The sequence below is a fragment of the Arthrobacter sp. JB02-1C genome, assembly GCF_057748045.1.
In genome coordinates, this window is sequence record NZ_CM173235.1 from 1833442 (window position 1) to 1858476 (window position 25035).

Below are 25035 nucleotides of genomic sequence, written 5' to 3' on the forward strand. Positions count from 1 at the left end.
GTGCCGATAGCAAAAGTTGGAGCACGGATCGCTCATTTACCGGCCACGGATCGGCCACCCCCCAATTCCCCAGGCAGGACCCTGTGCTCGAATCCGTGACTTCCACAGCCCTGGCCAGCGCCATGGACGGGCTGGCCCTGCGCCAACGCGCCATCGCGAACAACATCGCGAACGTCAACACGCCGAACTACCACGCCCAGCGGGTCAGCTTCGAGTCCGCCCTCGCCGCCTCGGTACAGTCCGGGGACGGCCACACCCAGGCCACGACCGCCCGGTCGCTCGAACCCACCCAGCTGAACGGCAACAACGTCAACCTGGACACCGAGACCCTGTCCAACATTGACACCGTGCTGCGCTTCCAGTTCGCGGCCCGCGCCATCGGCGGGGAATTCACCGCCGTCCGCGCTGCCATGAGGACCAACTAATGACCTTCGACGCCATCGGCATTGCGGGCTCCGCGCTGACCGTGCACCGCAAGTGGCTCGACGCCGTCTCCGACAACCTTGCCAACATGAACAACGCCTCGGCCACGTCCGGGCCGGCGTTCCGGGCCAAATACGTCGAGGCCACCGCCGGAACGGATGACACCGGCGTGTACGTCAAGAGCACCCAGCTGGGCGACGCCACCGGCCGGATCGTCTACCAGCCGGACCACCCCCTGGCCGACGCCGACGGAAACGTGAAATACCCGGACATCGACATGGCCGAGCAGATGGGCGCCCTCATCATCGCCCAGCGCGGCTACCAGGCCAACGCCCAGGTGGTCGACCGTGCCCGCGAGACCTACGTCGCCGCCCTTGAGATTGGAAGATCCTGATGCCCGTTTCCCCGATCGCACCCGTCCAGGGCGTCGTCCCCACCGACTACCTTTCCGGCGTCGGCTCCGTGCCCGGCACAGACGGCTCCGGCTTCGCTTCCTCCCTGACCGGTGCGGTGGACAACCTGCAGCAGCTGCAGTCGACGTCCAAGCAGCTTGCCGTCTCCGCCGTGACAGGCAACCTGGACGACATCCACAACGCCACCATCGCGGCGAGCCGGGCGCAGATCACGCTTGAACTCGTCGCCACCGTCCGCAACAAGGGCGTTGACGCGTTCAACGAGATCATGAGGATGCAGGCCTGATGCCTCCGCAGATTAATGTCTTCTTCCAGCGCCTCGGCGGCGGACTCAAGGGCTTCACCACCGGCCAGCGCACCCTCGCCGTGATCGGCGCTGCCCTGCTGGTGGTCGGCATCGTGGCGCTCTCCGCCTGGCTGTCCAAGCCGACCCTGACGCCGCTGTTCTCCGGCCTGAAGAACACCGACGCGAACGGCATCGTGGAGCAGCTGCGCAAGGACAACATCCCCTACGAGCTCAGCGACGGCGGCGCCACCATCCTGGTGCCGCAGGAGAAGGTCTACGACGAGCGGCTCAAGGCCGCCGCCGCCGGGCTGCCCAGCGCCGCCGCCACCGGATACTCGCTGCTGGACAAAATGGGCGTTACCTCCTCGGAGTTCCAGCAGTCCGTCACTTACAAGCGCGCCCTCGAAGGCGAGCTCGCCAGCACCATCGGCGCGATGGAAGGCGTGAAGGCCGCCGCCGTCCGGCTCGCGATCCCGGAAAAGACCGTTTTCGTGTCGAAAACGCCCGACACCACGGCCTCCGTGTTCATCGAGACCGCCCCCGGGGTGACCCTCTCCGGCGACAAGGTCCAGGCGATCGTGCACCTGACCTCCGCCGCAATTGAGAACCTCAAGCCCGCGAACGTCTCCGTGGTCGACTCCCAGGGCAACGTGTTGTCCACGGTCGGCGGCGGAGCGGCAGGATCGTCCTCCAAGCAGGCCACCGACTACCAGCAGCGCACCGGCGACGCCGTCCGCGCCGTCCTGGACCGCGTGGTGGGCCCCGGCAACTCCACCGTCGCCGTCGCCGCAGACGTCACGGGTGAGTCCGCGCAGCAGAAAAGCGAGACGTTCTCCAACACTCCCGGCGCGCTGCCGCTGAGCGAATCCTCCAAGTCGGAAAAGTACGCCGGCACCGGGGGAGGGGCCGCGGGTGTCCTCGGCCCGGACAACATCGCCGTTCCCGGCAACACCAGCGGCAACGGCAACTTCGACTCCACGACGGCCACCAAGAACAACGCCGTCAACAAGGTCACCGAGGACCGGGTGATCCCGCCGGGCGCCATCAAGCGCCAGACCATCTCGGTGGCTGTCAGCCAGTCCGCCGCGGGTGGACTGAACCTGGGCTCGCTCACCGCGCTCGTCACCTCCGCCGCCGGAGTGGACAAGGCCCGGGGCGACGTCGTCACCGTCGAAGTGATCCCCTTCAGCACCGCCGCCGCGGACCAGGCCAACGCCTCCCTCGACGCCGCCAAGGCCGAGATCGAAGCGCAAAAGCAGGCAGCGTTCTTCGCGACCTTGGTCACCGCCGGCAGCATCCTGCTGGGCCTGCTGATCCTGGCCCTGATCGTGATCGTCATCCTGCGCCGCCGGCAGAAGCGCGAACCCGTGGACCTCGGGGAGCGGCTGGACCTGCTGCCCCCGCTGCCCGCCGTCACCGCCATCGACCCCGCCCCCGCGACGTCGGCCATCCCGCTGACCGCTCTGCCGCTGCAACCGCTGCCGGCCCCGCCTCTGGAGGTCCTCGAAGCCGAGCGCCGGATGCAGGAGATCGACCAGATGGTCGCCGCCAACCCGGAGAAGGCGGCGGACTACCTCCGCGGCCTGATGGATGACAGGCAACCGGTATGAAACTTGCCGAATCGACCCTGACCGGCACCCAGCGCGCCGCCGTCGTGCTGATGCAGATGAGCCCGGCCAACGCCGCGCTGGTGATGGCCCAGCTCAATGACAGCGAGGCGGAGGAAATCGCCGCCGAGATCGTCCGGCTGCGCAAGGTGGACCCCGAGGTCGCCGAGCAGATCATGAAGGACTTCCACGAGGCTGCCCTCAGCAGCCCGCGGCAGGCACGAGGCGGGCGCGAGCTTGCCGAAGGCCTGCTCGAAGCCTCTTTCGGTTCGGAACGGGCAGCTGGTCTGATGAACCGGCTGACCGTGAACATGGCCGGCAAATCGTTCGAGTTCCTCGAAGACATCGAACCGGTGCAGATCCTCGCCTTGATCGACGGCGAATTGCCGCAGACCATCGCCCTGGTCCTGGCCCACCTCAGCCCGCGCAAGGCCTCCGCCGTGATGTCCGGACTGCCCGGATCGCTGCGGGCCGACGTCGCCCTCAGTATCGCCACGATGGGCTCCGGCGCCCCCGAGGCGATTGGCATCGTCGCGGACACGCTGAAACTGCGCGGCGGTGCCGCCGTGTCCCAGCAGGCTTCCAAGGTGGTGGGCGGCATCGCGCCGCTGCTCGAAATCATCAACCGGACCGACGCCGGCACCGAACGCTCCGTGCTGGACGGCCTGGACCTGCTCGACCCGGACCTCGCCGTGGAGATCCGGGCCCAGATGGTGACCTTCGATGACATCGTCAAACTCGAACGCCGGGACGTGCAGCTGGTCCTCCGCGGCCTGGACGCCTCGGTCCTGGCTGTTGCCATGAAGGGCGCTACGGAGCCGGTCCTGGAAACCATCACCACCAACGTCTCCGGCCGCAACCTCGAGATCCTCGAATCCGAGATGGCGGCCCTGGGTCCGCTGCGCGCCTCACAGATCGAGGAGGCGCGGGCCGCCGTCGTCCGCTCCATCCGCGAGCTCGAAGCAGAGGGTGCCATCACCATCCAGCGCGGGGACGAAGAAGACTATGTTTACTGACGGGGGACCGGGCGTCGGGGGAACCGCCGCCGCCCCGGCCAGGATCGTCTTCCCGTCGCTTCGCTCCAGCGGGCCGGCCAACGAACAAGCCGGCTACACCGAGGGCCACGCCGCCGGCTACGCCGCAGGGGTCCGCGCCGCCGCCAAGGAGCAGCGGCGCTGGCGCGACCGGATGGCCGCCGAGCAGGCTGCAGCCCTGGCCTCCGGCCAGCAGGACCTGGACCGCGCCGTCCGCGCCCTGGCCGTGGCCCGGACCGACTTCGCGCACCGCAACGTCCAGGCCCTGCAGGACGCCGAGGAGGTTCTGGCCCGCACCGCGCTGGAACTCGCCGAGGCCATCCTGGGTTACGAACTGGCCGAGGGAACCCGTACCGCCCGCGCCGCCCTGGACCGCGCCCTGACCGGCAACGACGCCGCCACCGTGCTCGCCATCCGGCTGCACCCCGCGGACATCGACGTGCTCGAAAAGGAAGGCCAGGACCGCCCGGCCGGGTTGCCGCTGCTGCCGGATCCGTCCCTGCAGCGCGGCGACGCCAAAGTGGAATACCAGCAGGGCTGGCTCGATGCCAGCCTCGGCAGCGCCCTGGCCCGGGCCAAGGCGGCCCTGCTTGGGGACCAGCAATGGACGTCCGACGGTGCCGCCGAACCCTCCGGCGTGCAGCCATGATCGCCCCCTGGCGCCCCAAAGGGGACGACTTTGCCGCAGCCCTGGCCGCAGCCGGGCCACAGCGCGTTGGCGTCGTCACCTCCGTGATGGGCTTGGGCCTGGAAGTTTCCGGCCTGGACTGTGCGCTTGGTGACCTGGTCACCGTGGGGGAGGACCCCGGGCTCGACGCCGAAGTGGTGGCCGCCCTCGACGGCGCCGTGCGCTGCATGCCGCTGGGACGCCTCGCCGGGGTCGCCGCCGGCGACCCGGTCCGCGCCAAGGGCGGCACCGTGCTGGTCCCCACCGGCGCCGGACTCTTCGGCCGTGTCCTCGACGGCCTCGGCCGGCCGATTGACGGTAAAGGACCATTGGTCAGCGGCCCCAGGGTGCCGATCGACAACGAGGCGCCGAATGCGATGAAACGCGCCCGGATCGCCACCCCGTTGCAGACCGGCGTCCGGGTGCTGGATACCATGACCACCCTGGGCAAAGGCCAGCGGATGGGGCTCTTCGCTGGTTCGGGCGTCGGCAAGTCGTCCCTGCTGTCCATGATCGCCCGCGGCACCGACGCCGAAGTCTCCGTGATCGCCCTCGTCGGGGAGCGCGGCCGTGAGGTCCGCGAATTCCTTGAAGACGACCTCGGCCCCGCCGGCCTGGCCAGGTCGGTCGTCGTCGTCGCCACCTCCGATGAACCCGCGCTGATGCGGATGCGCGCCGCCTTCACCGCCACCCGGATTGCCGAATCGTTCCGGGACCTGGGCCAAGACGTGGTCCTGATGATGGATTCGCTGACCCGCGTGGCCATGGCCCAGCGCGAGATCGGCCTCTCTGCCGGTGAGCCGCCCGCCACCCGGGGCTACCCGCCGTCGACGTTTTCCGTGCTCGCCCGGCTGCTGGAACGCGCCGGTACCGCCCAGACCGGGTCGGTGACCGGCATCTACACGGTCCTGGTGGACGGCGACGACCACAACGAACCCATCGCCGACGCCGCCCGGTCCATCCTCGACGGCCACGTCGTGCTGGACCGGAATCTCGCCGTGACCGGGCACTTCCCTTCGGTGGACGTGCTCGGGTCCATCTCGCGGGTAGCCTCCAAGGTCAACGCACGCGCCCACCTTGACGCGGCCTCCGCGCTGCGACGTGTCCTCGCGGCCCGCAAGGGCGCGCAGGACCTGATCGACGTCGGCGCCTACCAGCAGGGGACCAACCCGCTGGTGGACGCCGCCCTGGCGCATGCGGAAGCCATCAGCGGGTTCCTGCAGCAGCCAATGGACGAATCCACCCCCCACCCCGAGTCCTGGCGCCAGCTGGACCACCTCACGTCAATCCTGGGAGCCGCGGCATGAGCCGGCAATTTTCGCTGGCGGGGCTGTTGCGCCTCCGCCAAATCCAGCAGGACCAGGCCGCCACCGGGCTTGCCCGAGCCCGGTCGCGGTCCACTTCGGTGCGGGCCCGGGAAGCGTCGGCACGACGCCAGCTGGCCAACGGTGACGAGCCGATCGACGGTACGGCTTCGCTGCGCGCCGTCGCCGCGTCCCGGTCCGCGTCCCACAGCATGCTCGCCGACCTGCAAAACCTCAGCCGGCTGGCGGAGGCCGACGAGGCTGCGGCGCGCGAGGAATTCATCGCCGCCCGCACCCGCTCCGTCGGCCTGGAAAAACTGGAGGCCCGGCACCACGCCGAGGTCAGCACCGCCGAACTGCGCACCGAACAGTCCGCGCTGGACGAGATCGCCTCCACCATGTGGCACCGGGACGAACAGCAGGTCCGCTCATGAGCATGACCGAGGCCCTGGGCCGGATGCAGGGCATCCAGTCGATGATTGCCGAGCTGACGCGTACCACCAGCCCGGCCGAGACCAATGCCGCCGCGCTGAAGTCCGCCGCCGCTGCCTCGCTCGCCACCGGAACCGGTGCCGGCGAGGCCGGCTCCTTTACCGACGCGCTCACCGCTGCCCTCGGCGGAAACGGTCTCTCCGCCGGGACGGACCTGTCGTCGCTGACCGGGTCTTCCCTGAAAGGACTGGGCCTTGGCGGTACCACCGGACTCGGCGCGCTCACCGGGCTGGCTGCTCCGGGTTCCGCCAAGGCGCCGGGGCCGGCCGGCTCCGCTACGGGTACCGACGTTGTCGCGATGGCCAAGAAATACATTGGCGTGCCCTACGTGTGGGGCGGCACCAACCCTGCCACCGGGATGGACTGCTCCGGCTTCACCCAGCGCGTCTTCAAGGACCTCGGCATCGAGCTGCCCCGCGTGGTCAGCGACCAGATGAAACAGGGCACCCCGGTGGCGTCCCTCGCCCAGGCCAAGCCCGGTGACCTGCTCATCAGCTTCGGCGGCAACCACATCTCCATCTACCTGGGCAACGGCAAAGCGATCGATGCGCCGGTGCCGGGCAAGACCATCCAGATCCGCGACGCCTGGGAGCAGCAGTCCAACCTGACCTCCATCCGGCGGATCGTCCCGGCAGGAGGCTCCTGATGAAGGGCATGGCTTCGATGGACCTGGCAACCGCGCTGGCCCCCGCGCTGGCCCGCGGCGCCAACCAGGGCATCCGTTCCCGTTCCGAGGCCGGCGCGTCCAACGCCGGCGACTTTGGGTCCGCGCTGAAAGACGCCGTCAGCAACAACGCCGGGAGCAACAACACCGCCTCGGCCTCGCCGGGCTCGCCGACGCAGGCGCCGGCTTCCGCCTCGCCGGGCTCGGGCGACGCAGCTGCGAACCGAATGCGGACAACGGCCGACGCCGCCACCCCGGACGTCGTGGCCGCCCTAGACAGGAACCCCGCAACGACTCCACCCGCGTTTCCCGGCACGGAGATCCGGAGCACGGAGATCCGGGGAACAGAGGTCCGGGCCGCGGAGGCCTTGGGGGCCGACAGTGCCGCGGCGCTTACCGATGCCGGCATGGTGGCGACCGCGGCGCTTAACGATGCCGGCGTCGTGCCTGTCGCGGTCCAGGCCGCGGCCACAGCAGGGAATGGCGCGGCCCCGGCAGCAGCCCAGGTTCCGCCGGGCGTGCCCACCGGAAATCAGCCGGCCGGGAATCAGCCCGTGGCCACCCCTGCGCAGCCGGTGTCCGATCCGCGGCTGGTACCTCAGGCGGGCTCCACGGGGTTCCCGGCCGGGATCCTCGGGTCGACGCCGGCGCAGGCAGTGTCCGGCGGTGCCGTCGTGGCCGCAGAACTGCCAGCGACTGCTCCCGCGCTGGCGTCACAGGGCGCCCCCGCTTCGGGTGCTGCCGCCGGACCCGCAGCAGCCGGACAAGACGTTGGCGGACAGGGCCTCGGGAACCCGGGCAGCGGAGGCCACGACTTTGACGGTCAGGGCATCGGGGGCCAGACTGGCCTGGCAACGCCGGGCCCAAGTGCCGCCGCTGCGGCGCCTACCTTCCCCGCACAGGCCATGCCGGCTGCACCGACGCCGGCCCCTGGCCCGACTGCGGCTGCACCGACGCCGTCCCCTGGCCCGACTGCGGCCGCGCCGACGCCGTCCCCTGGCCCGACTGCGGCCGCGCCGACTGCGACCGCGCCGACGGCGACCCCTCCGGCAGGGGCTGCATCAGCGCCCACGACTCCGACCCTGACGGTACCGGGCCTGGACCCCGCCGTCGTAACCGGTCCCGGGGTTTCCGGCAAGCGGCAGGCAGGCGCCGCGGACGGGCTCCCGTCCATGCCCGGGTCCGGGGGCACTGCCCCCGCAGACGGACTGGCCGGGGCAGCGGCGCTGGGCGCCCCGCAACCGGCCGGGCCGGCCAGCACCACGGCGGCGGCCCCTCAGGCTGCCACCCCGGCTCCGGCTCCGCAGACCGCACTCCAGCCGCAGCTGGCTAAGCCGCTCTTTACCCTTGCCGGGGCACCGCACGGGCAGCACGTCATGATCTTGAAAGTGACACCCGAGGACCTCGGCCCGCTCACGGTGCAGGCGCATATCGACGCTGCCGGGGTGCGGATCGAACTGTTCGCGCCGGGCGATTCCGGCCGCGAGGCGCTCCGGAGCGTCCTGCCCGACCTGCGGAAAGAATTGGCGGATTCCGGCTTCGGGGCAAGCCTCGACGTCTCGGACCACGGCGCTCCCGACGGCGGCCAGGAAGCCGGCCGGGACGGCGGCTCGCAGGCGGGCAACGGCGCAGGCTCCGACGCCGGCAACCGAAGCGGACCCGACCCGCGTTCCGGCCACCGCTGGGACGCTTTGGCGGACCAGGCATCGCTCCGCACCGCCAGGATCCTGAACGGCCCCCAAACCACCCTCGACATTCTCGTCTGACACGAAGGAACCCGACCTATGACTATCCAGCCCATCGTCCCGCAGCCGGTCACGGCCACGGGGACGACGCAGCAGGCTGCTGCCGTCCGGGCGCCCGTGCAGTCCATGGACGCGAACGTGTTCATGACCCTTCTCGTGGCGCAGCTCAAGAACCAGAACCCGAGCGCCCCGATGGACACCAACCAGATGATGGCCCAGACCATCCAGCTGTCCATGATGGAAAAGATGACCGAACTGACTACCAACAGCACCGAGGGCTTCTCGCTTCAGATGCGCTCGGCTGCGGCCCAGCTAGTCGGTCACTCCGTCGGCTACACCCTGGCAGACGGCACCACTGGCAGCGGCATCGCCAGCTCCGTTTCGTATTCCGGAACCGTCCCGACCGTCAAGGTCGGCGACCTCTCCGTCCCCCTCGACTCCATCACCGGCCTGACCGCGCCGGCCGCCTCCTGACCCGCTTCCTCCCGTAGAAAGGCAGTTCCCATGCTCCGCTCGCTGTATTCCGGAATCTCCGGCCTCCGCGCCCACCAGACCATGCTCGACGTCACCGGCAACAACATCGCCAACGTCAACACCGCCGGCTTCAAGGCGTCCTCGACCCAGTTCCAGGACACCCTCTCGCAGATGACCCAGGGTGCCTCCGCGCCGCAGGGGGAAACCGGCGGCAGCAACCCGGCGCAGATCGGCCTCGGCGTCCGGGTCGCCGGTGTCAGCACCAACTTCGCCCAGGGCTCCTCGCAGAGCACGGGCCGCGCCACGGACATGATGATCTTCGGCGACGGCTTCTTCGTCACCAACAAGGGCGGGCAGCAGCTCTTCACCCGCGCCGGATCCATGACGTTCGACGCCGCCAGCCAGCTGGTCAGCCCCGACGGCGGCATCCTGCAGGGCTGGACCGCCGACGCGACCGGCAAGGTCAACCAGACCGGCGCCATCGGTGACATCACGCTTAGCCCCAACACGATGATCGCGACCCCCACGACGAAGGTCACGCTGGATGGCAACCTGCCCGCAGGTGCTCTCGCGACCGACCCCCCTTTGGACCGTGTCGTCAAGGTGTACGACGGGCTGGGTGCACCCCGCGATATCTCGCTGAGCTTTGCCCGGAACGTGAACGGCACTGCCTGGGACGTGACGGCCAAAGACGGGGCCACAACGTCAGTGACCAAACTGACCCCCGGTATCGGGGGAAAACTGGTGGCCACCCCTGCCCTCGCCGTCAACGGGATCGACATCGACCTTTCCCAGGTTTCCGGCTACGCCGGCATGAGTTCCCTCACCGTGGCCGGACAGAACGGTTCGGCCGCCGGCAAGCTGGAGTCCTTCACCCTCGGCAACGACGGTTCGCTCATCGGGTCCTTTAGCAATGGGGTGAAGCAGGTCCTGGCCAAGATCGCGCTGGCCAAGTTCACCAACCCGGCGGGCCTGGAGAAGGCCGGCGGCTCGTCCTATGTCGCCACCGCCAACTCCGGCAATGTCCAGCTGGGCTCTGCCGGCGAGCCGGGCATCGGTACCCTGGCCGGCGGCTCGCTGGAAATGTCCAACGTGGACCTGTCCCAGGAGTTCACCAACCTGATCGTCGCCCAGCGCGGCTTCCAGGCCAACGCCCGCATCATCACCACCTCGGACGAGGTCCTGCAGGAACTCGGCAACCTGAAGCGCTAGCAGGCAGCCGCCCGCATGCCGCCGGCGTTGCCGCCGAAGTTGCCCTATCACTCATGGCTGGTAAGAGCCGCGCAAAGCAGCCATGAGTGATAGGGCAAACGCGGGACCGGGCAGCTCAGCGGGTGCGGAGGGCGAAGCTGACCTTCCGCACCGCGGCCCTGAAGTCGTTGGCGAGATCGTCGGCGTTGAACTTGAAATACCGCCATCCCGCAGCATTAAACACCTCGTCCCGGCGGTTGTCCCGGGACTGCTGTTCGCGCGTACGGTGATGCGCGCCGTCGTACTGGATGGCGACGCGCTGTTTGCGGTACCCGAGGTCCGCGGGCGGGGAAGATGGATCCTCGGGCACCAGCCTTAGTTGCAGCTCCGGTTCCGGCAGCCCGGCGGCAATGAGCGCCAGCCGGAGGAAAGTCTCCGGTGCGGAGTCGGCGCCGGGGCGGATCAGTTCTACGGCCTGCCGGGCTTTCACGATCCCTTGAAACTTCGGGTGACGCTTGAGCATGGTCCGCAGGTCCTCGCGCGTCGCCCAGGGCTCGCTTCGGACCTCCAGACCCGGCCGGGGCTGCCGCACCAACTGGTCGCCGATGGCCACGAGATGTTCCAGTGGCAGGATGCGGGCGAGATCCAGCCAGGTCCGGGCCGGGGTGGAAATCATCATGCCATCCAGCGAAGCCACCTCCTCCGGGAAGACCAGCACAGTGTGCCCCACCACGCCCTCCCGGCGGACCGGCGGGAGCGCCTTCGGCTTGCTGAGATGTAACTGCCTGCACTCGCCAAACCAAACCGGAAGCCATAGACCGTGAATAACCGCTGCGGTCAGGTGCGAGATCCAGCCGCCCGGCGTCGCGGCGGAGAGTGCCCGCGCCAGGGCCCTCATCTCAAAGTCCCAGGCGTCGGGGAGGTAAAGCAACCGGCCTGCCGGCGCGAGGTCGGAGGCACGAAGCCGGGCCCTGCTCAGACTGGCAGCCCTCGCCTCGTGCACGGTGAACGGAGCGGCCGCTAAGTGGGAGGGCAGGGGTGCCGGAGCTCGCATGCGGAACATTGTTGCCGTAAACGCCCGATGCTGCCGAGGTTATCCACACCTGCCCGTTGCGCTATCACTTATGGCTGCCAAACCGGGGGCAAAGCAGCCATGAGTGATAGCGCAACGCCAGGGGCGGGGCCGGGGTGGGGGAGGGGTGGGTGACGGCGGTAGGACGTGAGCGGCGCCGCACCACCGGGCCAAACCTAACGAAAGCGCAGCCGCGGCCGACAGTAGGGAGTGAACACTTTCCTCCCTCCCGGCCGCAAGGCCGGGAGCCCCCAGAGCAGAATCGGCCCATGATCGTCGTCACACGCCTTAACGGAACGCGCTTCGCGGTCAATCCGGACCTGATCGAACGGATTCACGAGAGTCCGGACACCCACCTGGTCACGCTCGACGGCGCCACCTATGTGGTGCTGGAGAGCCTGGCGGAGGTGGTCGAACTGATTGCCGATTACCGCGCCTACGTGCTGAGCAAGGCACGGGACCTGCCCGCCGTCACCGGTTATCCCCTGAGCCTGGTTCCCTCGACCGGCCCGGACGACGACGCCGGCTCCTCCGCACCTGAACTACCAAGGAAGTAAGCCATGGATCCCGCAACAATCATTGGATTACTCCTGGCCTTCGGGTCCGTCATCGCCATGGTGCTCATCGAAGGCGGCAGCATCACCAGCCTGCTGCTGCCCGGGCCCATGATCCTGGTGTTTGGCGCCACGCTGGCTATCGGCCTCGCCGGGAACACGCTCAAAGACGCCATCCAGGCCTTCAAGGCCCTGCCCGGGATGTTCATCGGGAAAACCGCGAAGCCGCAGGAAAGCATCGACCAGATGGTCCGCTTCGCCGAAAAGGCGCGCGCCGAGGGGCTGCTCTCGCTCGAGGAGGAAGCCGCCAGCGTCAAGGACCCTTTCCTGGCCCGCGCCCTGCAGAACATCGCCGACGGCACCGACGCCGAGGACCTCCGCATGCAGATGGAGGACGAGATCGACACGAAGGCGCGCACCGACCACTCCAACTCCAAATTCTTCGCCACCCTCGGCGGCTACGCCCCCACCGTGGGCATCGTCGGAACCGTGGTGTCCCTGACCCACGTGCTGGAAAACCTGTCCAAACCGGACGAGCTCGGGCACATGATCGCCGCCGCCTTCGTGGCCACCCTCTGGGGCCTGCTGTCCGCCAACTTCATCTGGCTGCCCTTCAGCGGCCGCCTCGCCCGGCTGTCCGAACTTGACCTCGAACGCCGGACCCTCCTGATGGAGGGAATGCTGGCGGTGCAGGCCGGTGCGCAGCCGCTGCTGCTGGCCGAACGGCTGCGTTCCATGGTTCCGGAGCACCAGCTCAAGAGCTCCGGCCGCGGCAAGGCTGACGGCAAGGACGCGGAGAACCTGGACAAGGCCGCGTGAGCTCCCGGCGGCGTCCGCGGAAAAAACCCGAAGCGCATCACGTCGACGAACGCTGGATGGCTTCCTACATGGACATGGTCACGGTGCTGATGTGCCTGTTCATCGTCCTCTACGCGATGTCCACCGTGGACGCGAACAAGTTTGAGAAGCTGCGTAACTCCCTGGCCACCGGGTTCGGTGCCGTCGCCTCCGAGACCGTGGACACCGCGTCCGGGACGGTGGTCCCGCCCGAACTGGTGAACAAGGATCTCGAGGCGTTCGCGGCGACCCAGGCTGCCGGTGAGACCTCCTCGCAGGCATCCCTGGCCGAAGCCCTGAAGGAAGTGGACCGCCTCAAGGAGCTCGAAGCGAAGATGAAGGCCGGCCTGACAGCAGCCGGGCTCACCGACAACGTCGAGTTCCAGATTGACCAGCGCGGCCTGACCGTCAAGCTCGTCGGCTCCCAAACGTTCTTCGAAGCGGACCGGCCGGAGCTCACCACCCGGGCCACCCAGGTGCTGCGCGTCATCTCGCCGATCCTCGGCCCGGCGGCCCTGGAGATCATGGTCGAAGGCCACGCTGCCAACGGCGTCACCGCCTACCCGTCCACCTGGGAGCTGTCCTCGGCCCGTGCGGTCAACGTCCTGCGTTTCATGGTGGACCGCGGCGGGATCCACCAGGGCAGCATCGGGGCCGTCGCTTTCGGTTCGGCCCGCCAGGTCAACGACGATTCGACGCCGGAGCTGATGGAACTCAACCGCCGGGTGGACATCGTGGTCATCTCGGATAAACCCGAAGTGGTCCGGGCCCTGATTCCGCAGGCGCTGAAACTCAGCAAGAAGTAAACAGGCGGGCCGGCCGCACCTGGCCGGCCGAGCGTCTGACCCGGGATGCCGGGTGCAGCTTGGCGGATGCCCCGCATTTTGCCTCCGACGGATCGCTTACCGCGCCGGTTCCGTTGCCGATAGTGGCAACCGTGAGTGTTTTGGATGAGCGGGAAGTGGTACGGGAGCGGGCCGTCAGTGTCTATGACTTTCGCCGTCCCGCGACGCTGGCCAGGGAGCACAGCAGAGTCCTTGAGCTCGCTTTCGAAACGTTTGCGCGGCAGTGGGGAACCCAGCTGACGGCCAAGGTCCGGGTCAAGTCGGTGGTCCGGCTCGAAGACGTGGGCATGCAGAGCTACGACGAGTACGCCGCGTCGCTGCCGGCCGTGACGGCGATGGTGCTTTGCGCCATCGAAGGCCACGACTCCAAGCTGGTGGTGCAGTTCCCGGCCCCCTCCGCGCTTGGCTGGATCAACCGGATGCTCGGCGCCTCGAACGACTCGGCCATGCCGGACCGGAAATTCACCCAAATCGAGCAGGCCCTGGTCAAGGGACTCATGGACGAGGCCCTGGAGGACCTCGGCTACTCGCTGGGACCGCTGCTGAGCGAAACCATCAGGGTGGACACCGTCCAGTACAACTCCCAGTTCGCGCAGGCCGCCGCGCCGAGCGAACTGATGATCGTCGCCTCTTTCACGATCAACGTCGGCGACATCGGCGCGCCGGCCACCCTCGCCGTGCCGGCCGCCCTGCTTCTGGGCCGGCTGAAGAAAGTCAACCCCACCGACAACCGCGGCGACGCCGCCGCCCGCGTCAGCTCGCAGCTCGAGCGCGTCCCGGTGGAGCTCTCGGTCCGGCTCTCCACTTCCTACGTCACCCCCAGCCAGGTGCTCGGCCTCGCGGTCGGGGACGTCCTGACCCTCCCGCACCTGGAAAACCGGCCCTTTGACCTCACCCTGGACGGCACGAGGCTGGCCACCGCAGCCCCGGCCCGCAACGGGTCCCGGGCCGCCGCTGTCATTGTCACCATCGAGGAGAACAACTAATGAGCATGACCCTGACCAAGCATGAATCGTCGGCGGAACGGCTCGTTGAGGAGCTGCCGAGCCCGGTAGCCCTGAAGGTGGTTGCCCTGGTTCCGGCCCGCGCCGCAGCCGGCTACGCCCGGCAGGCAGTCACCGCGACGTTCGTCGGCTCCGTCACCGCGGACCTGGCGCTGATGCTGATCGACCGCACCTTCCTCGACGAGGCAGCCGGCGGCATGGCCGGCGGCCAGCTCGGCGTCGTCTCCGTCACCGACGTGCTTCGACCCGCCATGGAGGCCGCCAGCTCCGTGTTCGGCGCCGGCGTGCTCTCCGACCTGCGCGAATCCGACGCCTCCGGCCTGCTCACCGACCCGGACACCGCCATCTTCGAGCTCTCCGACGGCACCAGCCCTGCCGCCTGGTTCGCCGTCCGGCTGCGTGAGCACAGCAGCGGACAGGACCGGGGGGGAGACCTCTTCGCCGGCGACACCGTGGCGGGCCGGCTGGGCCGCATCAACAACATCGAAATGGCGCTGACTGTCGAGATCGGCCGCACCCGCATGTCCGTCCGCGATGTCCTCTCCCTCGAACCTGGCAAGATCATCGAACTGGACCGCTCCGCCGGCGCCCCGGCCGACGTCCTGCTCAACGGACGGCTGATCGCCCACGGCGAAGTCGTCGTCCTGGACCAGGACTACGCGGTCCGGATCACCCGGATCCTCGACGTGGCCGAGGGGCTCAGCTGAATGGACTCGCTGATCCTCGGGCTGCGGGTAGCCGTAGCCCTGGGCGCGGTGCTTGGCTTGATCTGGTTGCTCCAACGCCGTCTCGGCAAAAGCACGGGACGACGCCGGGCTGACGCTGCCCTGAGCATCGTCAGCCGCCAAAGCGTCGGGCAGCGGGCCTCCGTGGTCGTCGTCGACGCCGCCGGCCAGCGCTTCCTGCTCGGCGTCACCGACCACGCCGTCAACGTCCTGCACACCGGGGACATCCCGGCGGAACCCGAGGAAGACCCGGTCCCGGAGGCCCGCCGCGGCGCGGCCGGCGCCTTCGCCCAGATCCTCGCCGTGACCGGGGCCGGAACTGCGGCCGACGCCGGAACCGCCACCGACGCCGGAACCGCCACCGGCGCCGGAACCCCCGCCGACGCAGGAACCGCCAGTGCAACCCCCACCGGAACCGGCGATGCAACCGGCGCTCCGGGTGTGCCGGTGGCGCGCCGCCGCTCCGTCCACCGTGATTCCCGCACCCGGACTTCGCCGGGCCGCGGCAGCACGCCGGCCGCCGCCCACCCCCCGCTGCACGGGTCCATCCTGTCCGGTTCCACCTGGAAGCAGGCAGCCGCTGCTCTCAGGAGCGGACGCCGCAATTGATCCGCCCCCTCGCACTCCGCCGCACCAGGGTCCTGGCGCTCGGCCTGGCCGCCGTGCTCCTGGCCCTGCTGTTGCTCTGGCTCAGCGCCTCCGCCGGCCACGCGGCGCCCGTCCCGCCGGTTCCGCCCACCCCGCCGGCCAGCCCGGACAACGGCAGCGTCAACATTGAGATCAACGGCATGGACGGGAAGCCCTCCACGGCGGTCCTGACCCTGATCGGGATCACGCTGCTCTCCGTGGCGCCCGCCCTGCTGCTGATGATGACCTCGTTCACCAAGATCTTCGTCGTGCTGGCGATGACCCGCAACGCGCTGTCGCTGCCCTCGATCCCGCCCAACCAGGTGTTGGCGGGCCTGGCCCTGTTCCTGTCGATCTTCGTCATGTGGCCGGTCATCAACGAGATGAACACGATCGGTGTGCAGCCCTACCTGAACGGCACCCTCGATTTCAACGGTGCACTCAGTGCCGGCTCCGGGCCGCTGCAGCACTTCATGCTGGCGCACACCCGCGAAGAGGACATCGCGCTGATGACACGCGCGGCCGGGATGGAAAACCCCGCCACGCCCGAGGCGGTGCCGCTGCAGACCCTGATCCCGGCCTTCATGATCTCCGAGCTCCGCGCCGCCTTCATCATCGGTTTCGTCATCTTCATCCCGTTCCTGGTGATCGACCTGGTCGTGTCCGCGTCGCTGATGTCCATGGGCATGATGATGCTCCCGCCGGTCATGATCTCGCTGCCGTTCAAGATCCTGCTGTTCGTCCTCGTGGACGGCTGGGGCCTGATCATCACTTCGCTGATCCAGAGCTACGCGGGTACGGGGTGAACGCCAACGCCGTCCTGGACATCTGCCTCCAGGCCATGATGGTCGCAGCGAAGCTCGCGGCGCCGGTGCTGGTGACGGCGCTGGTGGTGGGCCTGGCCATTTCATTGCTGCAGTCCATCACCCAGCTTCAGGAAGCCACCCTGTCCTTCGTGCCGAAGCTCGCCGCCGTGGCCGTGGCCCTGCTGGTCTGCGGGCACTGGATGATCTCCGAGATGGTGGCGTTCACCAACGACCTTTTCGCCAAGATCCCGTCGCTGCTCGGAGGCCTGTGAGGTGGGCATCCCGATCGACCAGACCTGGCTGGAGGTGCTTCTGCTGGCCACCGTCCGGATGACCGCGTTCCTGATCGTCGCACCGCCTTTCGCGCACCAGGCGTTCCCCGGCCGGATCAAGGCCATGCTGGGCGTCGGCCTTGGCCTGGCCGTCTCGCAACGGCTTGCCGGCGGCTACGTTGCCCGGGACACGGCCGGGTTCCTCACCGGGGTGGTCCTGGAACTGGTCACCGGCCTGGTCCTGGGCTTCCTGGTACTGCTGGTTTTCGCCGCGGTCCAGTCCGCCGGCAGCCTGATCGACCTCTTCAGCGGTTTCCAGATGGCGCAGGGCTTCGACCCGCAGATGATGGTGAACGGCGCGCAGTTCACCCGGCTGCTGCAGATGGCCGCCCTGGCGCTGCTGTTTTCCTCGGACGGCTACCAGCTCGTTCTTGCCGGCCTGACCGGCAGCTTCACCGCGCTTCCGCTGGCCGGCGGCCTTGACCTCGCCCAGCCGGTCCAAGCCATGACGTCCGCCGTCACCGGCATGTTCCTCGCCGCCGTGCAGATCGCCGGCCCCTTGCTGGTGGTGCTGTTCCTCGCCGACGTCGGCCTCGGGCTGCTGACCCGCGTGGCCCCGGCGCTGAACGCCTTCACCCTGGGCTTCCCACTGAAGATCCTGCTGACCCTGATGCTGGCCGGGTTCCTCTTCCTTGCCCTGCCGAGGATCGTCTCCACCCTCGCCGGGCAGGCAGCCAAGACAGTGCTGGGGGTGGGCTGATGTCGGACTCACAGGAAAAGACCGAACAGGCCACCGACAAACGCATGCGGGAGGTCCGCTCGAAGGGCCAGCTGTCCCGCTCGCAGGACCTCACCGCGTGGCTCGCGGTCGGCGCCGCCGCCGTGATGATCCCGGCCACGGTGGACCGCGCGGCCAGCGCCGCCACGGACCAGGTGTTCAGCGTCAAGGGCATCATGGCCCAACCGGACCCGGCCAAGGCAGTCAAGGCCCTGGAAAACGGTCTCGGCTCGGTGGCCGGGACGCTGAGCCCGCTGCTGATCGTGGTGCTGATCGTGGTGCTGGTCGGCTCGGCACTGCAGGGCGGCATCCACCTGAAAAAGTTCCGTGTCGACTTCGCACATTTCAACCTGATCAGCGGCCTGAAACGGGTGTTCGGCACACAGGCAGTCTGGGGCGGGGTCAAGGCGCTGCTTAAGGCCAGCGTCGTCGGCCTTGTCCTCTATTTCGTCGTGCAGGGCCTGATCCCGGTGCTGCTCACCGCAGGCGGGCTCCCGGTCTCCGGTGTGGTCGCGGCCGCGGGCGGCGGGATCGCCTCGCTGGTCCAGTTCGCCGTGTTCGCCGGGATCGCGCTGGCCGCGGTGGACTTCTTCGTGGTGATGCGCCGGAACCGCAAAAAGACCCGGATGTCCAAGAAGGAAGTCCGGGACGAGAACAAAAGCAGCGACGGCGACCCGTTGATCCGCTCCCAGCGCCGCGCGCGCCAGCTGGCGATGAGCCGGAACCGGATGATCGCCGCGATCGGCGACGCCGACGTCGTCCTCGTCAACCCCACGCACGTCGCCGTCGCACTCAAATACGAGCCGGGAAAGTCCGCACCTCGGGTGGTGGCCAAGGGCGCCGGCCATGTCGCGACGCGGATCAGGCAGGAAGCCGAGGCCAAGAGCGTCCCGATGGTCCAGGACATCCCGCTCGCCCGGGCGCTGCACGGTGCCTGCGAACTGGGGCAGGAGATCCCGGTGGACTTCTACCACGCCGTCGCCGGGGTGCTGGCGTTCGTGATCTCGCTCAAGGCCCGAGGCGCGGGCGCCGGGTTGCACCGCATGGCCGGGGCCGGCCGATGAACCGCACTCAAACCAGCGTCTGTGAAAGGACCGCATCATGAACAACAGGCTTGCCCGGTTGGCCGTGCCGATCGGCATTGTGGGCATCGTGATGCTGCTGGTGGTGCCGCTGCCGGCGCCACTGCTCGACTTCCTGATCGTCTGCAACATCCTGCTGGCGCTGCTCGTGCTGCTGACCAGCATGTTCGTCAAGAAGCCGCTGGACTTCTCGGTGTTCCCGTCGCTGCTGCTGGTAGCCACGCTGTTCCGGCTGGGTCTGAACGTGGCCTCCACCCGGCTGGTGCTCGGCCAGGGGTACGCCGGCCAGGTCATTGACGCCTTCGGCAAGGTGACTGTGGGCGGCTCCATGATCATCGGCGCCGTCGTGTTCCTGATCCTGGTGGTGATCCAGTTCGTCGTCGTCACCAAGGGCGCCGAACGTGTCGCCGAGGTGGGCGCGCGGTTCACCCTGGACGCCATGCCCGGCAAGCAGATGGCGATCGACGCGGACCTGAACGCGGGCCTGATCACTGACACGCAGGCCAGGGAACGGCGCGCAGAGGTCTCGGCCGAGGCCGACTTCTACGGCGCGATGGACGGCGCCTCCAAATTCGTCAAGGGCGACGCGATCGCCGGCATCATCATTATCATCATCAACTTTGTCGGCGGCATCGCCATCGGCATGCTGCAGCGCGGCCTGGACATCGGCGACGCGCTCAACACTTACGGGCTGCTGACCATGGGCGACGGGCTGGTCACGCAGATCCCCGCCCTCCTGATGGCCGTCTCCACCGGCATGATCGTGACCCGGTCCAACGCGGAAGCGGACATGGGCCGCACCGCGTCCACCCAGCTGCTGCAGTCGCCCAACGCGCTGGTGATCGCCGGCGTCGCCGCTATCGCCATGGCGCTCATTCCGGGCATGCCGCCCATCCCGTTCATCCTGGTTGGCGCCGCCCTGATCCTGGCGTCCCGGCGCACCGCCGCAGGCCAGCGGCAGGAGGCCAAGACCCGGGACGCCGAGGCCGCGGCTTTGAGCTCCCCGGAGCTGGACCCGAACGAGAAGCTGCTTGAGGACATGCGGATCCATCCGGTTGAGATCCTCCTCGCACCGGACCTCGTGGACATGGTCTCGGGCGCGTCGGACGACCTGCTGGCCAGGGTCCGGTCGCTGCGGCACAAGATTGCCATGGAGCTCGGGTTGGTCATCCCGCCGGTCCGCACCAGGGACAGCGTGGACCTCCCGCCGGCCACCTACGCCATCCGGATCGCCGGGGTCGAATCCGGCCGGGGCACCGCCCCGGCGGGCCAGATGCTCGCCCTGGGCGACTCGCTGGACTCGCTGCCCGGCACGGCGATGGTCGAACCCGTCTTCGGCCTCGCCGGCAAATGGATCCCGGCCGAGATGCGGCACAACGCCGAAATGACCGGGGCCACGGTGATCGACCGGGTCTCGGTGCTGGTCACACACCTGTCCTCCATCGTCACCGCGAACGCCGCACGGCTGCTCTCCCGCGAAGACGTACGGGTGCTCACCGAAGGGGTCCGCAAGCAAAGCCCCTCCGCCGTCGACGAGCTCACCCCGGCACTGCTGTCGCTGGCCGAGCTGCAGCGCGTCCTCCAGGGCCTGCTCGACGAACAGGTCCCCATCAACGACCTGGCCCGCATCTACGAGGCGCTCACCCTCCGGGCCAAGGTCTCCACCGACCCCGAATCCCTCGTGGAGGCCGCACGCCAGGCACTGGGGCCGGCGCTGACCGCCAAGTTCATGGACGGGCCAATACTGAACGTGATCATGATTGACCCGCTGCTGGAGCAATCCATGCTCGAGGACATGAGACCGGCCGAGGGAGGCAGCCAGATCGTCATGAGCCAGGACCGGCTCGACGCCGTGCTCCGTTCGATGCGCAACGCCCTGGACTCGGCCGCCGCCGCCAACCGGCAGGCCGTCCTGGTTTGCGCCCCGGCCCTGCGCCCCGCCATCCACCGGCTGATCGGAGGGCAGCCCGGTTCCGTGCCGGTGCTCTCCTACCGTGAGGTCACCTCCGCCAATGTCCGCATCGAAACTGTAGGAGTCGTACGCCATGCCGAACCGCTATCGGCTTAAGGGAGCCTCGCTGGAGGAAATCCGCAGCAAGGCCGAACTCCAGTACGGCCCGGCGGCCCGCATCGTTTCCGCCGAGCGGGTCAGCAGCCCCGGGATCGCCGGGCTTTTCGCCGCGAGCCGCTACGAAGCCATCATCGAGCTGCAGCCCCGGCACGACGTCGTCACCGGCGAGGTGATCCCGGATGCGGACATTCTCGCCGAAGGGCAAATCGTGGAGCCCCCGGCAGCCGGCGCGCCCCGCGCTGCCGCCCAACCTGCCTCCCGACCTGCCTCCCGACCTGCCGCCGTTCCGGGTCCGACGCCGGGGCCGACGCCGGGCGACAGGCGTCTTGTCGCCGTTCCCGGCCACGAACTGCAGGGGGACGCGATTGCCGCACTGCTGGCTGAAGCCGACGCCGCGGAGCTGACCCTGCACCGGGAAGCCACTCCCGGTCTTTCCACCGAGTCGCCCGGCTTCGCCGAACTGCTGGACCAGCTCGGATCCGGCCTCCGCAATCCGGCGGCACCGGCGGCACCGGCGACACCGGCGGCACAGCCGGCCCAGCCGGCGCAGCCGGCGCCCGCACCCGTCCCGGCGTCGGCGGCTTCCCGGCTAGGTTCGCCGACGCGCGCCAGCGTCCCGGTCCCGCTGGGCGGCACGGGGGACCTGGTGGTGCTGGTGGGCCTCGGCGACGATGCGCTGGACCTGGCGTTGGCCATGTCCATGGCCGCGGGGGGAGCGGATGTGCGGACGGCGGGGGAGTTGAGCGCGTACGGCCACCTGCACCTGGACGGCCGCCAAAGCGCGACCGCGGCCCGGGCCCGCGCCGTGGAAACCGAGCAGACGGTGCTGGCCGCCTTCGGCCTGGGAAAGGGACGCTACACTGCGGCCCGGCTGCAGGCCATCGCGGCCCTCGCAGCGGACCAGCTCTGGGTGGTGGTTGACGCCGGACGCAAGCATGAGGACACGGCCCGCTGGGTCGGCCTGCTCCGGACCCGGCTGGATGTGGCCGCCGTAGCCGTTGTGGGCGCGGCAGATACCGCCAGCCCCGAAACCGTGGAAGCGCTGGGCCTGCCCGTGGGGTGGATCGACGACCGGCCGGCAACCCTGCTGGCGCCGTGGACCGCCGGGCACGGCAGCGAAGGGTAGATTGAAGGAATGCTGGTACTTACACGCAAGCCGGGTGAACAGATCATGATCGGCGACGGGATCGTCATCACTGTTCTGGAAGGCCGCGGCGACGGCGTCCGGATCGGCATTGAGGCCCCCCGCGGCGTGCCGATCCAGCGGCGCGAGGTTATCGAGGCAATTGCTGCGGCAAACCTGGCGGCAGCCGAAGCCGGCGCAGACGCCGGCCCCGGCACCGAGGACGCGCTGCGCGGCATGCTTCCGCCGGCAGCCCGGCTCGCCGACTAAGGCCGCTGCACCGGGAACGGCCGGGCCGTGCCAGCAGCGGCACCGTTCACCGCGACTCGCCCGGCAGGCCAGGCTCGCCGGGCAGGCCCGACTCGCCCGGCAGGCCCGACTCGCCGGGGTCGCCAAGGTACGGGGTCATCAAAGACTGCGTGGCGCGGTGCGTGATCGCCAGCGCCCGGTCGATGTTTCCTTCAAGCGCCAGCTGTTCGAGCTTCCCGGCCGGCTCATCCGGCGCCGGCGGCAGTTGCAGGCGGCGCAGCTCGGCTTCATTGGCCCGGGCAGCGGCACCGAGCCTGGACATCAGCTCACGCAGGCCGGCCAGGTGTTCCTGCAGGACGTCGGGCCAGGAACCGGGCGGCGCGGCGGCAGCCAGTTCCGCCAGGGTTGCCTGCGCGGGCAGGCCCCATTCAGCCGCGACGGTCGCGGATTCGACGGTGCGCGCCAGGGTCTCGAAGCCCAGCCGGTCCAGGACGGATTCCACCTCGGACGCGGTGAAGGCCACCCAGTGGACGTTGCCGGCGGCCACATGCAGTCGTTGGGTTTCCAGCCTGAACACGAGCAGCTCCAACTGCCGTCGTTCCTGCCACAACGCCGCCGAAAGATCCCCTGCACCCATGGGCCCCGTTCCCTTGCCAGCCGGGCCCAGAACGCGGCTTTCCGCATTTTCCGCCAAGCTTTTCCCCGAGGCTACACGCAGATTCAAAATCAGGTGATAGGTTTCGATCTGGGTGCTGCGCCCGGGGTCCAAAATACCGTCTCCCATGGGGGGGAGCACGGGATGGCCGGCCGGTGCAGCTCGCCGATTTTCGCAACTCCTGATCCGGTCTCATGGGGGGACACACTGTTGAATCGCGTGGAACGAAACGAGATGGTCACTCAGCACCTTCCGCTGGTGGGCTACCTCGTCTCAGATTTGTGCTCGAAGGCATCCCACCTCTCGCGCGATGACTTGGCGTCGGCCGGGGCCATTGCCCTGATTACCTCGGCCGATTCCTTTGACCCGGACCTCGGCGTGCCGTTCGGTGCGTACGCCCGCCGTCGTATTCTCGGCGCCTTTGCGGACGAGATGCGCGCCAGCGACTGGGCCACCCGTTCGGCCCGGCGCCGGATCAAAGAAACCATGTCGGTGCAGGAAACCCTGTCCGCTGCCCTCGGCCGCACTCCCTCGGTTGACGAGATCGCCTCCGCCTTGGGCGTGCAGCAGAGCGTCGTGGAAGCAGCCCTCGCGGATGCCTCACGCACCCTCACCCCCCTTGACGACGCCGTCGTCGACACCCTGGCCGCGGAGACCCTGTCTCCGGAGAACTCGGTGCTGGCGGACGAACGGCTCCAGTACCTGCGGGCGGCCGTGAAGTCGCTGCCGGACCGGATGCGCTACGTCGTTGAGGAAATCTACTTCGGCGGCCGGACGGTCAAGGACCTGGCCGCGGAACTCGGCTCCACGCACGCCGCCGTGTCGCAACAGCGCGCCGAAGCCATCCGCCTGATGCGCGACGGCCTCGCCGCGCACTACGCGGACGAGCCGGACCAGGGCTTCGAGCCGCAGTCGCGGATCACGCCCCGCCGCCGGAACGACTACCTCGCCCAGCTGTCAGAGGCCACGGCCGGAGGCATCACCCGGGCGATTTTCCCCAAGGGTCCCCTGCTCAACCAGGCGGTCTAGCGCGGCGGCCACACGTTTACTAAGGTCACTTAGTAAGCTGATCGTGAAATTCAGCCGCTGCCGTCGCGGCCGCATCTTTGCTGGGGTAGCGTCTGAGGCGTAACGCCGTATCAGCCGTTCCTATCAAGGAGGATGCATGAAAGCCACACCGACCCTGACGAACAACCTGCAGGCCGTGCTGGTGGACCTGATCGAACTCCACATCCAGGGCAAGCAGGCGCACTGGAACATCGTCGGCACCAACTTCCGCGACCTCCACCTGCAACTGGACGAGATCGTCGAAGCAGCGCGCGGATTCGCCGACGACACGGCGGAGCGGATGCGCTCCCTGCACGCCCTTCCGGACGGCCGCAGTTCAACCGTTTCCAAGTCCACCGCCCTCGCCGAGTTCCCTGCCGGGCTGATCAGCACGAAGGACGCGATCGACAAGATTGTCGCTGCCCTCGAAGCCGCCGTCGGCACCATGCGCAAGGTGCACGACGCAGTGGACGAGGAAGACCCCACCAGTGCCGACCTGCTGCATGAATTCATCGCCCGGCTCGAGCAGCTTGCCTGGATGGTGAACGCGGAAACCATGCGGCCCACGGCCAGCGTCACGGCCGCGGACACCAAAAAGTAACCGCGGAACGCTTCCGCGCCACAGCGTCCGACGCCGGATTCCCGGCGCCGGACGCTGCCGTTTGGGCGCGACGGACGCCGTGCGACGCCGCGGTTTGCAGAGACGCCGCCGACATAGGACAATGGAAGCTGTGACTACGGTCACGAGCAATTGAATATGCCTTTGATCTGCGGCGGGAGAGTCCTGCAAGTAGGTACAAGCAGGCGCCGTAGGAGCAAATCCTCCCCAGGAATCTCTCAGGCCCACGTACCGCCGCGGCAAGGCAACTCTGGAAAGCAGCCGGCCCGTCCACCCACGGTGCCGCGCTCACCGACGGTGCAAGCGGACGTTCGTCTGCGGAATCTCTCAGGTCCAATACAGAGCGGGGAGGAACCCGAATCAATGTGG

The 25035-nt window shown here is 68.8% G+C and carries 29 protein-coding genes and 2 riboswitches; of the genes, 27 read left to right on the forward strand and 2 right to left on the reverse strand.

Going from position 1 to position 25035, the window contains the following annotated elements; genetic code table 11:
• Window positions 1-83 precede the first annotated feature (83 nt).
• The 12 genes from AC3ANP_RS08865 to AC3ANP_RS08920 are packed head-to-tail and all read left to right on the forward strand — an operon-like array spanning window position 84 to window position 10321.
• On the forward strand, window positions 84-425 hold the full coding sequence (locus AC3ANP_RS08865; protein ID WP_488332938.1) for a flagellar basal body rod protein FlgB: 342 nt from the start codon (window positions 84-86) through the stop codon (window positions 423-425).
• Window positions 425-817 (forward strand): flagellar basal body rod protein FlgC, encoded by a 393-nt coding sequence (locus AC3ANP_RS08870; RefSeq protein WP_488332939.1) that lies wholly within the window; start codon window positions 425-427, stop codon window positions 815-817. Before AC3ANP_RS08865 ends, AC3ANP_RS08870 begins: the two co-directional genes overlap by 1 nt.
• Complete coding sequence (gene fliE / locus AC3ANP_RS08875; RefSeq protein ID WP_488332940.1) at window positions 817-1122, forward strand: flagellar hook-basal body complex protein FliE; 306 nt, start codon at window positions 817-819, stop codon at window positions 1120-1122. The genes AC3ANP_RS08870 and fliE overlap by 1 nt, the downstream gene beginning before the upstream one ends.
• A complete protein-coding gene (gene fliF, locus AC3ANP_RS08880) occupies window positions 1122-2732 on the forward strand; it encodes a flagellar basal-body MS-ring/collar protein FliF (protein ID WP_488332941.1) in 1611 nt (536 codons plus the stop codon). Before fliE ends, fliF begins: the two co-directional genes overlap by 1 nt.
• Entirely contained in the window at window positions 2729-3745 is a 1017-nt protein-coding gene (gene fliG, locus AC3ANP_RS08885; protein ID WP_488332942.1) for a flagellar motor switch protein FliG, read from the forward strand. The genes fliF and fliG overlap by 4 nt, the downstream gene beginning before the upstream one ends.
• Window positions 3735-4412, forward strand: coding sequence for a FliH/SctL family protein (locus tag AC3ANP_RS08890; RefSeq protein ID WP_488332943.1), 678 nt, complete (start codon window positions 3735-3737; stop codon window positions 4410-4412). The genes fliG and AC3ANP_RS08890 overlap by 11 nt, the downstream gene beginning before the upstream one ends.
• Window positions 4409-5737, forward strand: a complete 1329-nt coding sequence (locus AC3ANP_RS08895; protein ID WP_488332944.1) for a FliI/YscN family ATPase — start codon at window positions 4409-4411, stop codon at window positions 5735-5737. Before AC3ANP_RS08890 ends, AC3ANP_RS08895 begins: the two co-directional genes overlap by 4 nt.
• Window positions 5734-6168: a flagellar FliJ family protein gene (locus AC3ANP_RS08900; RefSeq protein WP_488332945.1), complete on the forward strand. Its 435-nt coding sequence runs from the start codon at window positions 5734-5736 to the stop codon at window positions 6166-6168. Before AC3ANP_RS08895 ends, AC3ANP_RS08900 begins: the two co-directional genes overlap by 4 nt.
• Entirely contained in the window at window positions 6165-6872 is a 708-nt protein-coding gene (locus AC3ANP_RS08905; RefSeq protein WP_488332946.1) for a C40 family peptidase, read from the forward strand. Before AC3ANP_RS08900 ends, AC3ANP_RS08905 begins: the two co-directional genes overlap by 4 nt.
• Entirely contained in the window at window positions 6872-8656 is a 1785-nt protein-coding gene (locus AC3ANP_RS08910) for a flagellar hook-length control protein FliK (protein WP_488332947.1), read from the forward strand. The genes AC3ANP_RS08905 and AC3ANP_RS08910 overlap by 1 nt, the downstream gene beginning before the upstream one ends.
• 18 nt (window positions 8657-8674) lie before the next feature.
• Window positions 8675-9109, forward strand: a complete 435-nt coding sequence (locus tag AC3ANP_RS08915) for a flagellar hook assembly protein FlgD (protein ID WP_488332948.1) — start codon at window positions 8675-8677, stop codon at window positions 9107-9109.
• A gap of 30 nt (window positions 9110-9139) precedes the next feature.
• Window positions 9140-10321, forward strand: coding sequence for a flagellar hook protein FlgE (locus AC3ANP_RS08920; RefSeq protein WP_488332949.1), 1182 nt, complete (start codon window positions 9140-9142; stop codon window positions 10319-10321).
• Window positions 10322-10436: 115 nt separating this feature from the next.
• Here the strand turns inward: AC3ANP_RS08920 and AC3ANP_RS08925 are convergent, their stop codons facing one another.
• Window positions 10437-11354, reverse strand: a complete 918-nt coding sequence (locus AC3ANP_RS08925; RefSeq protein ID WP_488332950.1) for a DUF559 domain-containing protein — start codon at window positions 11352-11354, stop codon at window positions 10437-10439.
• A 287-nt stretch (window positions 11355-11641) separates the two neighbouring features.
• Between AC3ANP_RS08925 and AC3ANP_RS08930 the strand changes: the two genes are divergently transcribed.
• The 13 genes from AC3ANP_RS08930 to AC3ANP_RS08990 all read left to right on the forward strand — a co-directional run bounded on the left by AC3ANP_RS08930 (window position 11642) and on the right by AC3ANP_RS08990 (window position 22366).
• Window positions 11642-11929: a flagellar FlbD family protein gene (locus AC3ANP_RS08930; RefSeq protein ID WP_488332951.1), complete on the forward strand. Its 288-nt coding sequence runs from the start codon at window positions 11642-11644 to the stop codon at window positions 11927-11929.
• A gap of 3 nt (window positions 11930-11932) precedes the next feature.
• Entirely contained in the window at window positions 11933-12745 is an 813-nt protein-coding gene (locus tag AC3ANP_RS08935) for a motility protein A (RefSeq protein WP_488332952.1), read from the forward strand.
• A gap of 56 nt (window positions 12746-12801) precedes the next feature.
• Window positions 12802-13569 (forward strand): OmpA/MotB family protein, encoded by a 768-nt coding sequence (locus AC3ANP_RS08940; protein WP_488332953.1) that lies wholly within the window; start codon window positions 12802-12804, stop codon window positions 13567-13569.
• 131 nt (window positions 13570-13700) lie between these two features.
• Window positions 13701-14594 carry a flagellar motor switch protein FliM gene (locus tag AC3ANP_RS08945; protein WP_488332954.1) on the forward strand — a complete coding sequence of 298 codons (894 nt, stop codon included), beginning with the start codon at window positions 13701-13703 and terminating at the stop codon, window positions 14592-14594.
• Entirely contained in the window at window positions 14594-15319 is a 726-nt protein-coding gene (fliN, locus tag AC3ANP_RS08950) for a flagellar motor switch protein FliN (RefSeq protein WP_488332955.1), read from the forward strand. The genes AC3ANP_RS08945 and fliN overlap by 1 nt, the downstream gene beginning before the upstream one ends.
• Entirely contained in the window at window positions 15320-15946 is a 627-nt protein-coding gene (gene fliO / locus AC3ANP_RS08955; protein ID WP_488332956.1) for a flagellar biosynthetic protein FliO, read from the forward strand.
• Complete coding sequence (gene fliP, locus AC3ANP_RS08960; protein WP_488332957.1) at window positions 15943-16770, forward strand: flagellar type III secretion system pore protein FliP; 828 nt, start codon at window positions 15943-15945, stop codon at window positions 16768-16770. Before fliO ends, fliP begins: the two co-directional genes overlap by 4 nt.
• Entirely contained in the window at window positions 16767-17042 is a 276-nt protein-coding gene (gene fliQ / locus AC3ANP_RS08965; protein ID WP_488332958.1) for a flagellar biosynthesis protein FliQ, read from the forward strand. The genes fliP and fliQ overlap by 4 nt, the downstream gene beginning before the upstream one ends.
• A gap of 1 nt (window position 17043) precedes the next feature.
• Entirely contained in the window at window positions 17044-17802 is a 759-nt protein-coding gene (locus AC3ANP_RS08970) for a flagellar biosynthetic protein FliR (protein WP_488332959.1), read from the forward strand.
• Window positions 17802-18884: an EscU/YscU/HrcU family type III secretion system export apparatus switch protein gene (locus AC3ANP_RS08975; RefSeq protein WP_488332960.1), complete on the forward strand. Its 1083-nt coding sequence runs from the start codon at window positions 17802-17804 to the stop codon at window positions 18882-18884. The genes AC3ANP_RS08970 and AC3ANP_RS08975 overlap by 1 nt, the downstream gene beginning before the upstream one ends.
• 37 nt (window positions 18885-18921) lie before the next feature.
• Window positions 18922-20970, forward strand: a complete 2049-nt coding sequence (locus tag AC3ANP_RS08980) for a flagellar biosynthesis protein FlhA (RefSeq protein WP_488332961.1) — start codon at window positions 18922-18924, stop codon at window positions 20968-20970.
• Window positions 20948-22099 carry a hypothetical protein gene (locus tag AC3ANP_RS08985; RefSeq protein ID WP_488332962.1) on the forward strand — a complete coding sequence of 384 codons (1152 nt, stop codon included), beginning with the start codon at window positions 20948-20950 and terminating at the stop codon, window positions 22097-22099. The genes AC3ANP_RS08980 and AC3ANP_RS08985 overlap by 23 nt, the downstream gene beginning before the upstream one ends.
• A 9-nt stretch (window positions 22100-22108) precedes the next feature.
• A complete protein-coding gene (locus AC3ANP_RS08990; RefSeq protein WP_488332963.1) occupies window positions 22109-22366 on the forward strand; it encodes a carbon storage regulator in 258 nt (85 codons plus the stop codon).
• A 46-nt stretch (window positions 22367-22412) separates the two neighbouring features.
• On the opposite strand, the gene AC3ANP_RS08995 is transcribed toward AC3ANP_RS08990, so the two are convergent.
• Window positions 22413-22982, reverse strand: a complete 570-nt coding sequence (locus AC3ANP_RS08995) for a hypothetical protein (protein WP_488332964.1) — start codon at window positions 22980-22982, stop codon at window positions 22413-22415.
• Window positions 22983-23234: 252 nt separating this feature from the next.
• On the opposite strand from AC3ANP_RS08995, the gene AC3ANP_RS09000 reads away from it, so the two are divergent.
• Complete coding sequence (locus tag AC3ANP_RS09000; RefSeq protein ID WP_488332965.1) at window positions 23235-24029, forward strand: sigma-70 family RNA polymerase sigma factor; 795 nt, start codon at window positions 23235-23237, stop codon at window positions 24027-24029.
• A 136-nt stretch (window positions 24030-24165) separates the two neighbouring features.
• On the forward strand, window positions 24166-24648 hold the full coding sequence (locus tag AC3ANP_RS09005) for a Dps family protein (protein WP_488332966.1): 483 nt from the start codon (window positions 24166-24168) through the stop codon (window positions 24646-24648).
• Between the two features lie 163 nt (window positions 24649-24811).
• A riboswitch (glycine riboswitch) is annotated at window positions 24812-24910 on the forward strand.
• 1 nt (window position 24911) lies between these two features.
• A riboswitch (glycine riboswitch) is annotated at window positions 24912-25018 on the forward strand.
• Window positions 25019-25035 lie beyond the last annotated feature (17 nt).

What these genes read in the sequence shown, in the direction of transcription:
- fliO (WP_488332956.1), top strand. Translation starts at nt 15,320, where the DNA reads ATGGACTCGCTGATCCTCGGGCTGCGGGTAGCCGTAGCCCTGGGCGCG.
- fliN (WP_488332955.1), top strand. Translation starts at nt 14,594, where the DNA reads ATGAGCATGACCCTGACCAAGCATGAATCGTCGGCGGAACGGCTCGTT.
- AC3ANP_RS08870 (WP_488332939.1), top strand. Translation starts at nt 425, where the DNA reads ATGACCTTCGACGCCATCGGCATTGCGGGCTCCGCGCTGACCGTGCAC.
- AC3ANP_RS08890 (WP_488332943.1), top strand. Translation starts at nt 3,735, where the DNA reads ATGTTTACTGACGGGGGACCGGGCGTCGGGGGAACCGCCGCCGCCCCG.
- AC3ANP_RS08940 (WP_488332953.1), top strand. Translation starts at nt 12,802, where the DNA reads ATGGCTTCCTACATGGACATGGTCACGGTGCTGATGTGCCTGTTCATC.
- AC3ANP_RS08920 (WP_488332949.1), top strand. Translation starts at nt 9,140, where the DNA reads ATGCTCCGCTCGCTGTATTCCGGAATCTCCGGCCTCCGCGCCCACCAG.
- AC3ANP_RS08930 (WP_488332951.1), top strand. Translation starts at nt 11,642, where the DNA reads ATGATCGTCGTCACACGCCTTAACGGAACGCGCTTCGCGGTCAATCCG.
- AC3ANP_RS08915 (WP_488332948.1), top strand. Translation starts at nt 8,675, where the DNA reads ATGACTATCCAGCCCATCGTCCCGCAGCCGGTCACGGCCACGGGGACG.
- AC3ANP_RS08910 (WP_488332947.1), top strand. Translation starts at nt 6,872, where the DNA reads ATGAAGGGCATGGCTTCGATGGACCTGGCAACCGCGCTGGCCCCCGCG.
- AC3ANP_RS08905 (WP_488332946.1), top strand. Translation starts at nt 6,165, where the DNA reads ATGAGCATGACCGAGGCCCTGGGCCGGATGCAGGGCATCCAGTCGATG.
- AC3ANP_RS09005 (WP_488332966.1), top strand. Translation starts at nt 24,166, where the DNA reads ATGAAAGCCACACCGACCCTGACGAACAACCTGCAGGCCGTGCTGGTG.
- AC3ANP_RS08935 (WP_488332952.1), top strand. Translation starts at nt 11,933, where the DNA reads ATGGATCCCGCAACAATCATTGGATTACTCCTGGCCTTCGGGTCCGTC.
- AC3ANP_RS08990 (WP_488332963.1), top strand. Translation starts at nt 22,109, where the DNA reads ATGCTGGTACTTACACGCAAGCCGGGTGAACAGATCATGATCGGCGAC.
- AC3ANP_RS08980 (WP_488332961.1), top strand. Translation starts at nt 18,922, where the DNA reads ATGAACAACAGGCTTGCCCGGTTGGCCGTGCCGATCGGCATTGTGGGC.
- AC3ANP_RS08995 (WP_488332964.1), bottom strand. Translation starts at nt 22,982, where the DNA reads ATGGGTGCAGGGGATCTTTCGGCGGCGTTGTGGCAGGAACGACGGCAG.
- fliE (WP_488332940.1), top strand. Translation starts at nt 817, where the DNA reads ATGCCCGTTTCCCCGATCGCACCCGTCCAGGGCGTCGTCCCCACCGAC.
- fliF (WP_488332941.1), top strand. Translation starts at nt 1,122, where the DNA reads ATGCCTCCGCAGATTAATGTCTTCTTCCAGCGCCTCGGCGGCGGACTC.
- AC3ANP_RS08925 (WP_488332950.1), bottom strand. Translation starts at nt 11,354, where the DNA reads ATGCGAGCTCCGGCACCCCTGCCCTCCCACTTAGCGGCCGCTCCGTTC.
- fliG (WP_488332942.1), top strand. Translation starts at nt 2,729, where the DNA reads ATGAAACTTGCCGAATCGACCCTGACCGGCACCCAGCGCGCCGCCGTC.
- AC3ANP_RS08985 (WP_488332962.1), top strand. Translation starts at nt 20,948, where the DNA reads ATGCCGAACCGCTATCGGCTTAAGGGAGCCTCGCTGGAGGAAATCCGC.
- AC3ANP_RS08895 (WP_488332944.1), top strand. Translation starts at nt 4,409, where the DNA reads ATGATCGCCCCCTGGCGCCCCAAAGGGGACGACTTTGCCGCAGCCCTG.
- AC3ANP_RS09000 (WP_488332965.1), top strand. Translation starts at nt 23,235, where the DNA reads ATGGTCACTCAGCACCTTCCGCTGGTGGGCTACCTCGTCTCAGATTTG.
- AC3ANP_RS08900 (WP_488332945.1), top strand. Translation starts at nt 5,734, where the DNA reads ATGAGCCGGCAATTTTCGCTGGCGGGGCTGTTGCGCCTCCGCCAAATC.
- AC3ANP_RS08975 (WP_488332960.1), top strand. Translation starts at nt 17,802, where the DNA reads ATGTCGGACTCACAGGAAAAGACCGAACAGGCCACCGACAAACGCATG.